We start from the raw sequence: 14,722 nt of genomic DNA on the forward strand, positions 1-14,722 counted from the left end.
GGTCAGTCGTGGGCCGGGCGGTCGGTCAGTTCGGTGAGCAACTCGCGGAGACTCTCCCGCAGCGGTATCTCGGCCTTCCAACCCGTCCGGGCTGCGAGCCGCTCCGCCGAGCCCACCTGGAACCGGATGGCGCTTCGACCCTCGATGAGTTCCACGACGCGGTGGTCCAGATTGGCGAGGTCGAGCAGTGTCTCCAGCACGGTACGGACGGTCACCCCGGAACCCGAGCAGACATTGTAGATATCTTCGGCCTGGCTGATCTCAGCCAGTTCCACGTACGCTCGCGCGACATCCCGGACATCGGTGAAGTCCCGCACCGCATCGAGGTCCGCCACTTGGACCCGATCACTGCGGCCGGCGAGAACGGCGGCGATCCGGCTGGCCAGGGCACCTGCCAACGTCGCACTGCTCTCGCCTGGGCCGACATGGTTGAAGGGGCGAGCCACTGTGACTCGGAGCCGGCCATCCGCAGCCATAGCGAGCGCGAGTGATTCCGCAGCCGCCTTGGCATGCCCGTAGGTATTCAACGGCCGGGGCAGCGTATCTTCGCTGATCGGGTTCTCGGCCGACGGCACGCCACCGTACTGTGCCGCCGACCCGGCCAGCACCAGGTGCGGCGGCGTCCCGACGTCGGCGGTGCGCAGTGCCCGGCACAGGTTGTACGTCGACTCCACGGCGTCCGCGACGACGTCCGTCAGGGAGCTGTTCCGCTGAGGAACGGTCGCGGCCAGATGCAGGACGACAGTCGGTCGAATCGCATCGACCGCTGCCGCGACCGCTGGCGCATCCCTCAGGTTGAGCTGGAGGTACCGTTCGCCCGCCGGTACCGTCCGCTGCCGGCGTCCCACGCCGACGACGTTGTGCCCACGGGCGACAAGCTGCCGGCGCAGATGGTGGCCGACCCATCCATGTGATCCGGTGACCAGCGTCGTGGTCATGATTTCAACAAATCGTGGTAGATCTCGGTGATCCGGTCGGCGACAAGGTGCTCGTCCAACCAAGCGTTCTGCTCACGGCCGTCGGCCCGGGAGCCGGCGTCCAGTACCTCGGTCACCCGGTCGGCCAGGTTCTCGACCAGGCCGGACCGGTCCGGGCCGGTCATCCCGCCGGAGGGGAATCGGACCACGGCCCCGGGCCGTACCCCGGACAGGACCTCCTGGACATCGCCGACATCCACCGAAACGACCGGAAGACCCATCGCCGCTGCCTCCTTGACGACGGTTGGAGAACCCTCGCTACCCGGGCGGGAGGTGAACAGCAACACGTCGGCAGCGTCGTACTTGCGGACCAGATCGGCTTCGGGTTGGCCGGGTGTGGAGAGGATCAGCTCACGTACCGACGGATCCCGCTGCCTCAAGCGGGTCATGACCTCATCAAACAGGTCATAGCCCTTGACCGGCCTGCTCGGATCGGCGCCGAACAGGACCACTCGGTCGGTGCCCGAGATGCCGAGTGCCTGCCGGGCGGCGCTCCGATCACCCGGCTGGAACAGCCGAAAGTCGACGCCGTTGGCGACGACGTGACCAGCCGGATCCCGCGCGGTCTCGGCGAGCCGCCGCGACACGTAGATCCGTGCCCGGCTGCCGCCCCAACCCAGCCGCGTCATGAATCGCTGGCGGGGAACGTTGATGTCGCTGCCGTAGAGCGAGAGCACGCGGACCGGGTGACCGGCGAATCGGGTAGCGGGCGCGGTCATGCCGTAGTGCACATGGACGACGTCGTAGCCTCCCGTCCGCGCCCGCCGACGTACCCTGGGTGCCGCCGTGAGGTAGTCCCACTTGCCGCGCGACTGGGCGACGACTTCCACATCGACGTGATGCCCGCGGCTGCGCAATGCCGCGACCTGACGTTGTACGAAGATGCCCCGGTAACTGCCATCCTCCGGCCAGAGGTTGGTGACCGCCAAGATCCGGAGCGCACGGTCGGTGGTCCCGTGCTGGTGTGCGTTGTTCACTGCTTCCCCTCGTGACATGAAGCGATTCAGCCGGCTTCCGTCGCGGAACGCCGGCGCGCCTGAAGAACTCGGAGCAGTGCGCGGAGGTCGGACCGCAGCACCGCAGCTGCCACTGTCAGCACGCCGACACTGATCGCGGCAGCAGACCAGGTCCAGGTCCGCATGAGGTCGGAATGCGCCAGGAGCGCCCCACCCGTCAGCAGCCCGACACAACGCACCAGGATCGGGCCCCATTGGAGCCGGTGCAGACGCTGGACCGCGATCACGGGGATCGCCGCGGTGACCGTCGTGCCCACCAGGTAACCGACGGCGATCCCGGTCGCGCCCAACGTCGGTGCGGTCCAGGCGGCCACAGCCAGGCCGGTCACGCATCCGACCACCGCGGAGGCGACTGGGATCCGGGTACGGGCGGCGGCATCGCTGGCGAGCGCGTTTACCGATGGCACCTGAAGGATGCCGATGAACGAGGCACAGAGCATGACCCGGAGAACCTGGGCACCATCGGCGTACGCACTGCCACCGAAGAGGGTGAGGATGAGCGGGGCGGCCATCAGCCCAGCCAGAAAGAGCGGTGTCATCGTCACGGCCAGTGCTCGGGTCGCCGCGTCGACCTGGCGTCGCACCGCGCCGGTGTCGCCCGCACCCTGGGCGCCTGCCATGGCCGGGAACAGCGCGAGGGCCAGTGCCCGGGGAAGGAAATAGAGAGGAGCTGTCAGGGCGATCGCGGCAACCAGGTAGGCGACCTCCGCCGGAGTGACGAACTGTCCGGCGAGCAACTGGGTGCCTTGAAGGAAGCCAGCGCTGGCGAGGGTCCCGATGCTGGCGAGCACGGTGAAGGTGACGATCTCCCGCCGGTGGAAGCGGCCACCGGTGGGCACCACCTCCCGACGCCGGTGCAGACGCAGTTGCCAGCGGCTCAGCACGACGAAAAGCCCGTACCCCAGGCAGAGCGGAAGCAGGTAGGTCGTCCTGGCGGTGACGACGACGGCCACGGTGCTTGCGACGGCGAGCAGGGAGGTGCCCACCTCAATGCGCGCGTACCTGGCGACCAGGCCGTGCCCGTACAGGGCAGCCTTGTCCAGGGTGTACAGCGAATAGGTGATCGTTAGCAGCGCTAGGGACGCCAGATCCCACGGCTTCAACGGGTGGAACGCATTCACCGCGATCGTCGTCGCCGCACCGAGCACCAGCGACGCGACCAGCCCGAGCCGGTAGAGAAAACGGTGCACCGCCCACGCGCCAGCCACGTCGCCGGCTCCACGATGGAAGGCGACGAACTTCGACAGACCACTGGACACGCCGCCGGGCAACACGAGGCTTGCGACCATGCTCGCCGCGAGCATGATGCCGACCAGACCATAGGTGGTTCGGTCGGTTGAGTGACTGGTCAGCGAACCATGCACGAGTCGCGTGCCGCCGACGGCGATCAGCGCGAGCATGGACAGGGCACCAGCCCGGACGATGGCCGAACCGGCGCGACCGGAGGATGGTCCGGCCACGACGGGCTCGGCCTGCTCGGCAGGCGAGGAAGCCAGCTGGCTCGGCATGGGTGGCGCGCCGACGGATCCGCCAGCGGTTTGCCTGCCGTGGGTCACTGTGAGTTCACCCGATTCGTCGAGAGGGCCACCACCTGGTGACGGCGTCGCGTGTAGCGGTGAGGGATCGTACCGACCTGATCCCGCCCCGCTGGCGCCAACCGGACGGCACCGCCCCGCCACCCCGTAATATCCTTCAGACGCATCAGTTGGGCCTCGTCACTGGCGTCGCTACCTTCGTCTGAGGATGGTAATGGCCGAAGAGGTCAGCTCCCGCACCGTGACAACGGGTGCCGCGCGCTCGGCCTGGTCGCCGAAGCTGCCGCGATCCGCCGCACCGACCGCTGTGCCGACCGTCCGACGGATCGGCAGATGGACCACAGCGGGGCTGACGGTAATGGCACTGTTCCTCGTCGCCTGTGCAGCATATGTGGGTTGGGACCGGGACGTGGGGCAGGCCGATCCTCCGTCCGGCCAGGATGCTCCGAGCCTTACGTTGCGCGGCCTGATGCCCGGAAACGTGCGGATCGGAGCAGCGGCCGACGGTGCGTTGCTCGACGCGGATCCCCGGTACCGCGCCACGCTCGCGGCGGACTTCAATGCCATCACCGCAGAGAACGCGATGAAGTGGGCCAACCTGGAGCCGACGCCGGGCGCGTACGACTGGACGGCGAGCGACCGCCTGATCTCCTTCGCGCAGGAGAACGGCCAGGCGGTGTACGGACACACGTTGGTGTGGCACAGCAGCGTTCCGCCATGGGTGTCGGAGGAGTGGTCCGCCGAGCGGCTCAGGGCTGCGCTTCGGCAGCACGTCGTGACGACGGTGACCCGCTATCGCGGCCAGGTGTGGGCCTGGGACGTGGTCAACGAGGTGATCGCGGAGGACGGGAGCCTGCGCGACTCCATGTGGCTGCGACGGCTCGGGCCGAGCTACATCGCCGACGCGTTCCGTTGGGCGCACGAGGCAGACCCCGACGCTCGCCTGTTCATCAACGAGTACGGCGTGGAAGGGCGCACCAAGAAGGCAAACGGGCTGTTCAAGCTGGTCCGCGGGCTGAGGGCCGATGGGGTACCGGTGCACGGAGTGGGCTTCCAGGCCCACCTTCGCCTGGATGCCGTCCCCGAGGACCCGATCGGGAACATGCGACGGTTCGCCGCTCTGGGTGTCTCGGTTGCGGTCACCGAGCTGGACGTACGCCTCGCGCTACCAGCCAAGCCCGAAATGCTCCTCGATCAGGCCCTGCTCTACCAGCACATGCTCAGAGCGTGCCTTGCCGTGTCGACCTGCGAGTCGTTCACCGTGTGGGGGTTCACCGACGCCAGCAGCTGGATCTCGGCGCACTACCCCGGGTACGGCGCGGCCTGTCTCTACGACAAGGACATGCGGGCGAAACCAGCGCGCGACCTTTTGCTGCATGAGTTGCGGACTCACGCGGATGAAACGCCGAGCTGATCTTGCCGATCAGTCTGAGCCGATTCGCCACTAGGCAGGCATCCGGTCAGCGCATAAGGTGCATCTCGCGATTTCCTACGGGGGCGAAGTGAAAGGAAGATCGTGTCCGTGCAGACTCAGTTCCTGGCGACCGTAGCGTCCCAGCGTGCGCCTCGCTTCGACCCGGATCTAGGGGTCATCACGCCGCCGTCCAACGGGATGCCCCGGTCGGTCTTCGGTCGTCCGGTCGCCCCTCGGGCGAAGTGGCGACGGCGCTACATGACCTGCCTGATCCTGCTGGACTTCCTCGCCGCGTTGGCCGCCAGCCGCACGGTCGTCACGGTGTTCGACGACGCGGACGCGGGATTCTGGGACGAGCGGATGCTCGGTGGGGCGGTGAGCACCTTCGCACTGGTGGCAAACGTCGTCGTGCCGCTGATGTGGATGACCATCCTCGCCGGTGCCGGCGCATACGACCGACGGGCGCTCGGTCGTGGCACGGAAGAACTCAAGCGGGTGGTACGAGCCAATGTGGCGATGGCCGCCGCGGTCTCCTTCCTCGCGCTGGGGTTGAAGAAGGACCTCTCCCGGGCAACGGTCGCCGCCATCATCATCGGCCTGCTGGTGTACACCGTCTTCTTCCGCTTTGTCGCTCGGGTGGTGCTGCGCCGGATCCGGCGGGTCAGCCAGCGAGCGTCGCAGAAGGTGCTGCTGGTGGGTCGGCTCTCCGACGCGCTGGCGGTGCACGAGGTGGTGACCCGTAACTCCGGCGCGGGACTGCGCCCCATCGCCATCCACCTGCCCAAGCATCCCGGTACGCGCGAGCGGGTGCAGGCTCCGGTCCCGGTCTACCTCGGCTGGGACCTGGTGCCGTTGGTGCAGCAGTTGGGCGCCGACACGATCGCGGTCTGTGGCCCGGCCAGCCTGGAGTCGTACGAGCTGCGCAAGCTGGCCTGGCAGCTGGAGGGCACGGGCCTGGATCTCGTGGTGGTGCCGCAGGTCACCGACGTCACCGGCCCGCGCATCCACGTCCGCCCGATCGAGGGCCTGCCGCTGCTCAACGTCGAGGAACCGACGATCTCGGGTCTGTCGCTGCTGGCCAAGACCCTCATCGACCGGATCGCCGCGCTGTTCGGGTTGATCGTGTTGAGTCCGGCGCTGGTCGGCATCGCACTTGCCATCAAGTTCACCGACCCGGGCCCGGTGATGTTCCGGCAGTCCCGGATCGGCCACCAGGGCAAGGCGTTCAAGGTGTGGAAGTTCCGCACCATGTATACGGACGCGGAGCAGCGGCTGGAGGCACTGCGAGCACACAACGAGAGCGACGGCCTCCTGTTCAAGATGAAGAACGATCCGCGGGTCACTCCGATCGGCCGTCATCTGCGTGCACTGTCGCTCGACGAGCTGCCACAGCTGATCAACGTGTTGGTGGGGCAGATGTCCCTGGTCGGTCCGCGTCCGCTGCCCACCGAGGACGACGACTACCGTGGCGATGTCCGTCGTCGGCTCCTGGTGCGTCCCGGCATCACCGGGCTCTGGCAGATCTCCGGCCGGTCGGACCTCACCTGGGAGGACGCCGTCCGGCTTGACTTGCACTACGTCGACAACTGGTCGTTGGTCTACGACCTCGGCATCCTCTGGCGCACGGTTCGGGTGGTCCTGGACCGGCGGGGCGCGTACTGACGCCTACCCGAAGCACAATGTCGATGGGGTGGCACCTGGGCGTCCAGGGCGCCACCCCATCGGTCACTTCTTGCCGGCGTTGCTGATGATCTCCTTGACCGCGTCCCGGCGAACCGCCTCATAGAACGGACCGACCCGCTCGTCGTCGGCGAACACGACGCTCTCCGAGCCGACCCGTCCCGTGCCCTTGGTCGGGCTGGTCAGGAAGAGGAGATTGCCACCGCGTAGCTTGCGGTTCTCGGTGGCCATGTCCAGCAGGGACAGGTCCTTGTCAACCGAGAGCGAGCCGGACGTGGCCTGGAGGAACGAATTCAACCGGGCCGGATTGGTGAGGATGCCGCCCGAGGTGGCCTTGTTCAGGATGGCCTTGATCACTTGCTGCTGGTGCTTGATCCGGGTGAAGTCGCCGTCAGCGAACTGCTTGCGCTGCCGGGAGAAGTCGAGCGCGGCCGCGCCATCCATCGTCTGCAGACCGGCCTCGAAGGTACGGTGCGGCGGATGGATGGAGGTGAATCGCTTCTCCGATTCCACCTCGATGCCGCCGAGGGCGTCGATGATGTCCTTGAATCCCGCGAAGTCCACCATCACCACGTGATCGATCCGGACCTTGGTGAAGTTCTCCACGGTCTGCACCATCAGCGGCACGCCGCCCCAGGCGTACGCGGCATTGATCTTCGCGTCGCGACCGCCACGACCCTCCTTCGAGCGAGGCACGGCGACCCAGGTGTCGCGGGGGATCGAGATGAGCTGGGCGCTGGCGCGGCCCTTGGGCAGGTGCGCGAGAATGATGGTGTCGGTCCGGGAGCCGCCCGGGTTCTCCGGGTCGCGTGAGTCGCTTCCGAGAATGAGTATGTTGCGGGCATCCGCGGCGACCACCTCGGGTCGGGTCTCCTCGGGCACGTTGTCGAACGCGTCGACCCGCTCGATGTCGGACTCGACGGACTTGAGGTAGAAGCCGCTAGCCACCACGGCACCCACGCCGAGCAGCGACAGCACCAGCAGCACGATCAGCGTGATCCGCAGCCACCGTCGGCGTGGCTTGCCAGCCGACCCGCCCGTCGTCTCCGAACCGTCGGCGTCCCCCGTCGGCAGGGTCTGCTCCGGGGCGATGGTCCCCACCTGCTCACCACTCGACATGGCGGTGATGCTACTGACTTCGTGTTCCGGCTGTGAGCCCGTGTCCGGCCCATCGAAGCGGGCATTGTTACTTCGCTGTTTCCGTACGTCTGGTAGAACGCAGCGGTGGATGCCGTCAAGCTGCGCCGGGCGATCGCCCGTACCCGCCTCGCCCCCGTCGCCGCCTTTCCGAAACGCCTGGTCGCCGTCGCGCGGCACGACGCGAAGGTGCTGCGCACCTCAGCCCGCTGGCTGGTCGCCTCGCGGGAGCATCACAACTACACGTACGAGCTGACCAAGCTCAGTCGCCACCATCTCGCCTGGTTCGTCAGCGTCGTCTGCGAACTGCCGGTCAAGCAGGTCCGCAAGTACCTCGCCGAGATCGAAGCCGATGACGCGCTGCGGCAGCACATCAGCTCCGCCATCGCGGGCGCCGCCCGTCGCGGTCTGGCCGACAAGCAGGTCCGCTACGCCCGCCGCATCGGCTGGTACGCGATGGTCCGGGCCAAGCGACCGAAGCACATCGTCGAGACCGGCGTCGACAAAGGGCTGGGCAGTTGCGTACTGGCCGCCGCGCTGCTGCGCAACGCCGCCGAGGGACATCCCGGCCGGGTCAGTTCCATCGACATCAACCCCGAGGCCGGCTACCTCGCCCGCACCGCACCCTGGTCGGAGGTGATCGACCTGGTGATCGGCGACTCGGTCGAGTCGATCACGGCGCTGGACCGGCCGGTCGACCTGTTCCTGCACGACAGCGACCACAGCCGCGCCTACGAGCGGCGTGAGTTCGCCGCCGTCGAGCCGAAGCTGGCCCCGGGCGCGATGCTGCTCACCGACAACGTCACCCACACGAACGTGCTGGCCGAGCACGCCGAACGCACCGGGCGGCGGTTCCTCGCCTACCGGGAGACGCCGGCGAACCACTGGTACCCGGGCGACGGCATCGGCGTGGCATGGTAGCCAGGTGCGGCTGAGCGGGATCACCACCTATCCGGTAAAGGGTTGCCGTGGCCTCGTCCACGGCGCGGCCGCCGTACGACCGTGGGGGCTGAACGACGACCGACGGTGGATGCTTGTCGACGCCGAGGGGGTCGGCGTCACCCAGCGTGAGGCCACGTCGCTGGTCCGGGTGCACGCCCGGCCCGGCCCCGACGGGCTGCTGCTGCGCGCCGACGGCCACCCCGACCTGGTGGTGCCCGAACCGACCGACGTCACGCCGGTACCGGTGCGGACCTTCCGCTGGCGGGTGCTGACGGTCGACGCGCTGCCCGCCGGTCCGGCCGCCGACGCCTGGTTCGGCGCGCTGCTCGACCGGCCGGTCCGGCTGGTCCGGCTGGCCCGACCGGCCCGGCACATCCCGCCGGGCGACCGGAAGTACGACCCCGGTGACCAGGTCAGCTTCGCCGACGCGTACCCGGTGCTGCTGGCCAGCACGGCGTCGCTGGCCGCGCTCGGCGACTGGCTCGCCGCGGGCGGTGCGCAGCCGGTGCCGATGACCCGCTTCCGGCCCAACCTGGTGGTCGACGGTGCCCACGCCTGGGCGGAGGACGAGTGGGCCGGGCGCGGGCTGCGCATCGGAGCCGTCCGCTTCCGCGCCGCCGAACCGTCGGCCCGCTGTCTGGTCATCACCACCGACCAGGAGACCGGGGTACGCGGCCGGGAGCCGCTGCGAACCCTCGCCCGGCACCGCAACATCGATCGTAAGGTCCTCTTCGGACTCAACCTGGTGCCGTTGGAGGCGGGTGAGGTGAAGCTCGGCGATCCGGTGGAACTGGCCGACTGACCAGGTGGACACGGCCCGGCGACGACCGGCGGACAGCTCTTGCCGCCGGGCGGCCGGCGGATCGATGATGGCCGAAGGGGACCTCGACCAAGGAGTCTGAGATGTCGGTGATCCATCATCCCCGGGTGGCGTGGGACGCGGCCCGGACGCTGGTCGGGGCGGTACCCGACGATGAGCGCTTCCGCAGCATCGCCGGTGAGGTGGTACGCCTGCTGGGCGAGGGGATGGCACAGTCGCTGCGGGAGACGCGGGACCGGCTGCGCTCGGCTCCCGACGACGGCCGTGACCTGGTGGAGGCCGGCGTGTGGCGGGTCCGGATCGAGGACGCGCTGCGCAGCCACCCGGACGCCGTGGAGCCGCTGCGCCGGCTGGTCACCACCGGCCAGCCGAGATGGATCCCGTCTTAGCTTTCGCTTAGCTCGCTTGTCCGGGCGGTCGAGTCTCCGGCAGCATGGCTGCACGTGACCGACGGAATCGGCGGCCCCGCCGGCCGGACACCGGCTCAGCGTCCCGCGCTGCGTCGTTGGCTGGCCGGCGGGGCCGTGGCCACCCTCGCCACGCGTAATTCAGGGCCCTTTCGCAGCACCAGCAGGCTGCGGTACCCGCCGACACGACCGTCGGGCCCGCGCCGGTCTTCGGCGCGGGCCCTCGGGGTGAGAAGGTCAGCAGGCTCCTAGGTCAACCCAGACGCCGTACTGACCGGTGGTGCCCGGCTCCTGGTTCTGCGTCCACCACTGGGCACGCCAGCGGTGGCCGTTGTGCGACACCACGTCGTTGGTGTTGTAGACGGCCGCGGGGCTCCACGCCGGGTCGGCGCAGGACGGCGCTGGCGCGACGGTCAGCGGCAGGATCGCCCGGCTGGTCCCGAGCGCCACCGTCAGCTGGCCCGCCAGCGGGTCCGAGTGGACGAACGCGTTCAAGTTGCCGGTGAGAATGAGACCGATCTGGCTGCCTGCGGGGAAGACGTAGTCCTTGGGCTCCAGCAGGACGGTGCCCGTGGCCTGTTGCCCCGGAGTCAGGGGAGTGCCGGTGGTCAGCGACAGGCGGTTCTTGGCATCGAGCGAGCCGCGTGCCACGACGCGGGTGACCGACCCGCCGGTGTAGTGCACGAGCAGAGCCGTGAGCGGGGTGCTCGTGGTGGCCGAGGTGAACGTCACCTCGATCCGGGCGGCGCCGGAGAGCCGGCTCTCCGAAGCGAGGGTCGGCCCGAGATACGCCAGCCGGTAGCTCCGCACGGTGCCGGGGCTCGCCACCATCGTCGACTCCGCCACCGCGCCGGAGCTGGTGAACTGCTGGCTGCCCGCTCCCGCGGTGGTGGTCAGGCTGCCGGCGCCCCCGTTGCCGGCCGGGCCCAGGTACAGCGACGTGTCCGTGGTGCCGGCCGGCGGCCACCCGGTCTCGTTCACCTGGGTGCCGTCCGGTCGCCTGATGGTGGCCTGCGGCTCGTTCATCACACCGTTGGCGATGTCGTACAGCCAGTAGTCCATCCACCGGCCGACCGGGTCCTTGGACTCGCTGTAGAACGGGTCGACGTGCTCTCCGTCGTGCAGGTACACCTTGCGCGGGACGTCATGCGTGACCAACTCGTCCCAGTAACGGCCCCACTGGGTGGTCTTGACGTTGTCGTCACGCTGCCCGTGCACGAGGAACACCGATGCCTGGACCTGATCCACGTCGTTGCGGTAGTTACGTTCCGCGAAGAAGGGGCTGTAGTCCCACTCGGCCAGCGTCTCACCGTCACCGATGGCCTGGTACTGCGCCGTGCAGTTCACCAGGGACTGGTCGTTGCCCCAGCGGGAGGTGAACCCCTCCATGTAGCGGACGCTCCAGCTGCGGTACCCGATGCCCTGGGCCCGGGTGTAGTCGTACCAACTGGAGATGCTGCTGACCGGCACGATCGTCTTGAGCCCGTCGATGCCCGTCTCGGCCACCTGCGTGGCCAGCGTGCCGTCGTACGAGGTCCCGTACATGCCTACGTTGCCGGTGCTCCACGACGCGACCGCAGCGGTGCCGTCGGCGTAGCTGGCGGTTGTACGGCCGTTGAGCCAGTCGACGACAGCGGCCACGCTCCGCCCGTCCGACTCGCCACCGACCGACAGGCAACCGTCGGACGTGCCCGTACCGGCGATCTCCACCTCGAGCACCGCGTAGCCTCGCGGTACGAAGTACTCGTCCAACCAGCCGCTCCAGTGGACGGCCGGGTCACCGATCGGGTCGGTCACCGTGCTGCGGCGGGCCGCCGGGCTCTGGACCGTCCAGTACGGACTTGCCTTGACGATCGATGCGACCTGCATGCCGTCGGCCGTCTCCGCCGGCCGGATCAGCTGGACGGTGATGGTGTCGAGCAGGCCGTCACCGTCGCTGTCCATGTCCGAATCGACATGCACGGTCTCGTTTATCGCGTTGGCCAGGGAGAAGACCGGTTGGGTGGCGCCGTCCTCAACAGCGATCTCGGGTGGGGCCGCCGCCGCCTGACCGGGTGCGAAGAGCGCGCCCGTCGAGACTGCCAGTACCGCGGCGAGAACGCCTGCCGACCGCCTTGCTCGTGCGTGTGCAGACAATGATCATCCGTTCGGTCATGTGCCACCCACGCCCTCATCCCCGCGTGGATGGCATTCCTGTCGATTACGGAATGCGCATCCACGCACACCGTGTCAGGGATGCGGTCCGCCGAGAACCCGTTTGTGATCAGTGTCCAATTCGGAGTTTGGGCCTTCCGGCCAACGCACCGGCATGGTTCGCTACGGGAACCGCGGGTGGGTGTTGCCCAAACTTAGTTTTCAGTTAGCTCGCTTGTCCGCCAGCCCGCCGGTCCGGCAGCATCGGTCCTCATGATCGACGCCACCACCGCCGCGGACGAGCCTGGGATGCCTGCGTCCCGTCCTGGTCTGGGCCGCTGGCTCGCCGGTGGGAGCGTCGCCGCGCTCGCCGTACTCCTCGGGGTCACCCTTGCGGTGCGCTCGGGCACCGCGCCCGCCTGTGCCGCGCTCCGCGCCGTCGACGGGCTGCTGGCACCGCCGGCCGCCGGGCCTGAGTACAAGGGCAAGGCGACCTTCTACGACTCGCGTGGGGCCGGCGGGAACTGCTCGTACCCGGCCGCCCCCGCCGACCGGCTCTACGTGGCGCTCGGCCCCACCGAGTACGCCGACGGTGCCGCCTGCGGCGGATACCTGGAGGTGACCGGGCCGAAAGGCACCGTACGGGTGATGGTGATGGACCAGTGCCCCGAGTGCGCACCCGGCCACATCGACCTGTCCCGGGAGGCGTTCGCCCGCATCGCGGACCCGGTGCAGGGCATCGTCGCGGTCAGCTACCGGTTGGTCGTCGATCCGCCGCTGTCCGGTCCGCTCACCTTCCGGATCAAGGAGGGCGCGTCGCAGTGGTGGTTCGCGGTGCTGGTGGCCGGCCACGGCAACCCCCTTCGCTCGGTCGAGGTGCGGCAGGGCGGTTCGGGCCAGTGGCGGGCGGCCGCTCGGGAGAGCTACAACTACTGGCTGATCGACTCCGGCGCCGGGCCCGGTCCGTACCAGATCCGGGTCACCGACACCCGGGGCCACCGGGTCACCGCCACGGGCATCAGGATGGCGCCGGGCACGGTGCAGCGCAGCTCCGTTCGGATGTACGGGGGCAGCTCACGTGGGTCCGTCACGGCCACCAGATCACCGTCGGCGCGTGCGAAGCCGTCCGTCAGCGCGTCGACCCGCGCCTCCGCCCGCCCGACGCCGTCGGCCGAAGTGACGACCGGTGCGACCACGTCGGTCGAGCCGACCGCGGTTGACGCGTTCGCGCCCGCACCGCTCGCCGCGCCCTCGCCCGGCTGCGGCTGACGCTGCGACCGGCCGCCGGCCGCCGGAGCTGTCCGCCGGGGCCGGTCAGCCGCTCGTGCCTTGATCCTGCCGGTCTTCCGTCACGCCGAGCCACATCAGGATCTCGTCGCGGTCGTCGCCGGGGGCGACCCGGATCGCGGCGGGCCAACGGCCGACCTCCCGGTACCCGAGCCGCCGGTAAAAACGGTCGAGCCCGAACCCGTCGCGCACGGTGACGTGCAGCGCCGCCAGCCCGAGGCGGCGAGCCACCCGTTCGGCCTCGCGCATCAGCGCCTCGCCGAAACCACGCCCCTGCGTGTCCGGATGCACCATCACCCGGGTGAGCACCCGCAGGTGCGGCTTCAGGTGGAACCGGGGATCGGTGAAGATCGCCATGGCGACCAGCCGGTCGCCGTCGTAGCCCAGCAGCAACCGGTCCGGCCCATCCGCGATGTCGGCCAGCGTCGGGTCGGCGATGGTGCGGACCTGGTCGGCGGTGACCGGTGCCACGAAGCCGACCGCGCCGCCGGCGTTTGTCACGTCGACCCAGAGCGCGACGATCCGTTCGCGCAGCTCAGCGGTCAGGTCCGGGTCGAGGACGAAGCGCAGACTCACGCCCGTCATCCTGACCCGCAAGTCGTACTCGCCACCCGCGATGGTGACGAGCCTGACAGCGCTGTGATCCCTCTTGTCGGGGGAGCGTCCAGTGGTGCGGGAGGGGGGACTTGAACCCCCACATCCTTTCGGACAATAGGACCTAAACCTATCGCGTCTGCCGATTCCGCCACTCCCGCCGGCCTGAGTGATTCTAGAGCGACACCTGGCCGTGTCGAGCCCGGCCCTCCCTCCGTCACCACCGGCCCGACGCGTGTCGCGCCGACCGGTACGACGATTCAGTCCAGGCCGAGGTCGCGGCGCAGCTTGGCGACGTGGCCGGTGGCCTTGACGTTGTAGAGCGCCCGCTCGATCCGGCCCTCCTCGTCGATGACGAAGGTGGACCGGATCACCCCGGTGACGGTGCGGCCGTACATCTGCTTCTCGCCGTACGCGCCGTAGGCGGTCAGCACGGTCTTGTCGGTGTCGGCGACCAGCGGAAAGGTGATCGCGTCGCGCTCGCGGAACTTCGCCAGCTTCTCCGGCTTGTCCGGTGAGATGCCCACCACCTCGTATCCGGCGGCCTGCAACGAGGCCAACGAGTCGCGGAAGTCGCAGGCCTGCTTGGTGCAGCCGGGAGTCATCGCGGCGGGGTAGGCGTACAGCACGATCTTGCGACCGCGCAGGTCGGTCAGGGCGAGCTGCCCGCCGGTGTCGGTGGGCAGGCTGAACCCGGGCGCCGGGTCACCGGGGGAGAGGCGGGCGGGTGCGGTCATGGCACGACCCTACCGTCGGGTGGCGTCGCTCCGGCCGGCACGG

The 14,722-nt window shown here is 69.1% G+C and carries 13 protein-coding genes and 1 tRNA gene; 6 read left to right on the forward strand and 8 right to left on the reverse strand.

The features are described from left to right. Positions 1 to 2: 2 nt before the first annotated feature. The 3 genes from AB0J93_RS00360 to AB0J93_RS00370 are packed head-to-tail and all read right to left on the reverse strand — an operon-like array spanning position 3 to position 3,453. Complete coding sequence (locus AB0J93_RS00360; RefSeq protein WP_363916638.1) at positions 3 to 938, reverse strand: NAD(P)-dependent oxidoreductase; 936 nt, start codon at positions 936 to 938, stop codon at positions 3 to 5. After that, positions 935 to 1,954, reverse strand: a complete 1,020-nt coding sequence (locus tag AB0J93_RS00365; protein ID WP_363916641.1) for a glycosyltransferase — start codon at positions 1,952 to 1,954, stop codon at positions 935 to 937. Before AB0J93_RS00365 ends, AB0J93_RS00360 begins: the two co-directional genes overlap by 4 nt. A gap of 26 nt (positions 1,955 to 1,980) precedes the next feature. Continuing rightward, a complete protein-coding gene (locus tag AB0J93_RS00370) occupies positions 1,981 to 3,453 on the reverse strand; it encodes a lipopolysaccharide biosynthesis protein (RefSeq protein WP_363916643.1) in 1,473 nt (490 codons plus the stop codon). 433 nt (positions 3,454 to 3,886) lie between these two features. On the opposite strand from AB0J93_RS00370, the gene AB0J93_RS00375 reads away from it, so the two are divergent. Next, the gene (locus AB0J93_RS00375; protein ID WP_363916645.1) at positions 3,887 to 4,942 is read left to right on the forward strand and encodes an endo-1,4-beta-xylanase; all 1,056 of its coding nucleotides are present in this window, start codon (positions 3,887 to 3,889) and stop codon (positions 4,940 to 4,942) included. A gap of 198 nt (positions 4,943 to 5,140) precedes the next feature. Beyond that, positions 5,141 to 6,604: a sugar transferase gene (locus AB0J93_RS00380; protein ID WP_363917642.1), complete on the forward strand. Its 1,464-nt coding sequence runs from the start codon at positions 5,141 to 5,143 to the stop codon at positions 6,602 to 6,604. 63 nt (positions 6,605 to 6,667) lie between these two features. Here AB0J93_RS00380 and AB0J93_RS00385 read toward each other — a convergent pair whose 3' ends face one another. Next, a complete protein-coding gene (locus AB0J93_RS00385; protein WP_363916647.1) occupies positions 6,668 to 7,741 on the reverse strand; it encodes an LCP family protein in 1,074 nt (357 codons plus the stop codon). Positions 7,742 to 7,846: 105 nt separating this feature from the next. Here AB0J93_RS00385 and AB0J93_RS00390 point away from each other — a divergent pair, with 105 nt between their 5' ends. The 3 genes from AB0J93_RS00390 (at position 7,847) to AB0J93_RS00400 (ending at position 9,910) form a co-directional block, all read left to right on the forward strand. Further along, positions 7,847 to 8,680: a class I SAM-dependent methyltransferase gene (locus AB0J93_RS00390; RefSeq protein ID WP_363916649.1), complete on the forward strand. Its 834-nt coding sequence runs from the start codon at positions 7,847 to 7,849 to the stop codon at positions 8,678 to 8,680. 4 nt (positions 8,681 to 8,684) lie between these two features. Next, complete coding sequence (locus AB0J93_RS00395; protein WP_363916651.1) at positions 8,685 to 9,503, forward strand: MOSC N-terminal beta barrel domain-containing protein; 819 nt, start codon at positions 8,685 to 8,687, stop codon at positions 9,501 to 9,503. A 101-nt stretch (positions 9,504 to 9,604) separates the two neighbouring features. Further along, on the forward strand, positions 9,605 to 9,910 hold the full coding sequence (locus tag AB0J93_RS00400) for a hypothetical protein (protein WP_363916653.1): 306 nt from the start codon (positions 9,605 to 9,607) through the stop codon (positions 9,908 to 9,910). Between the two features lie 255 nt (positions 9,911 to 10,165). Here the strand turns inward: AB0J93_RS00400 and AB0J93_RS00405 are convergent, their stop codons facing one another. Beyond that, positions 10,166 to 11,872 (reverse strand): CocE/NonD family hydrolase, encoded by a 1,707-nt coding sequence (locus AB0J93_RS00405; RefSeq protein ID WP_363916655.1) that lies wholly within the window; start codon positions 11,870 to 11,872, stop codon positions 10,166 to 10,168. A 462-nt stretch (positions 11,873 to 12,334) separates the two neighbouring features. Here AB0J93_RS00405 and AB0J93_RS00410 point away from each other — a divergent pair, with 462 nt between their 5' ends. Beyond that, entirely contained in the window at positions 12,335 to 13,330 is a 996-nt protein-coding gene (locus tag AB0J93_RS00410) for an expansin EXLX1 family cellulose-binding protein (RefSeq protein ID WP_363916657.1), read from the forward strand. Positions 13,331 to 13,375: 45 nt separating this feature from the next. Here AB0J93_RS00410 and AB0J93_RS00415 read toward each other — a convergent pair whose 3' ends face one another. The 3 genes from AB0J93_RS00415 to bcp all read right to left on the reverse strand — a co-directional run bounded on the left by AB0J93_RS00415 (position 13,376) and on the right by bcp (position 14,679). Further along, on the reverse strand, positions 13,376 to 13,924 hold the full coding sequence (locus AB0J93_RS00415; RefSeq protein WP_363916659.1) for a GNAT family N-acetyltransferase: 549 nt from the start codon (positions 13,922 to 13,924) through the stop codon (positions 13,376 to 13,378). 92 nt (positions 13,925 to 14,016) lie between these two features. Next, positions 14,017 to 14,103: transfer RNA gene (locus AB0J93_RS00420), tRNA-Leu, on the reverse strand. A gap of 99 nt (positions 14,104 to 14,202) precedes the next feature. Then, positions 14,203 to 14,679, reverse strand: a complete 477-nt coding sequence (gene bcp, locus AB0J93_RS00425; RefSeq protein WP_363916661.1) for a thioredoxin-dependent thiol peroxidase — start codon at positions 14,677 to 14,679, stop codon at positions 14,203 to 14,205. Positions 14,680 to 14,722 lie beyond the last annotated feature (43 nt).

Origin of the sequence: Micromonospora sp. NPDC049374, assembly GCF_040677165.1 — a bacterium.
In the GTDB taxonomy this organism is placed as follows: Bacteria; Actinomycetota; Actinomycetes; order Mycobacteriales; family Micromonosporaceae; genus Micromonospora.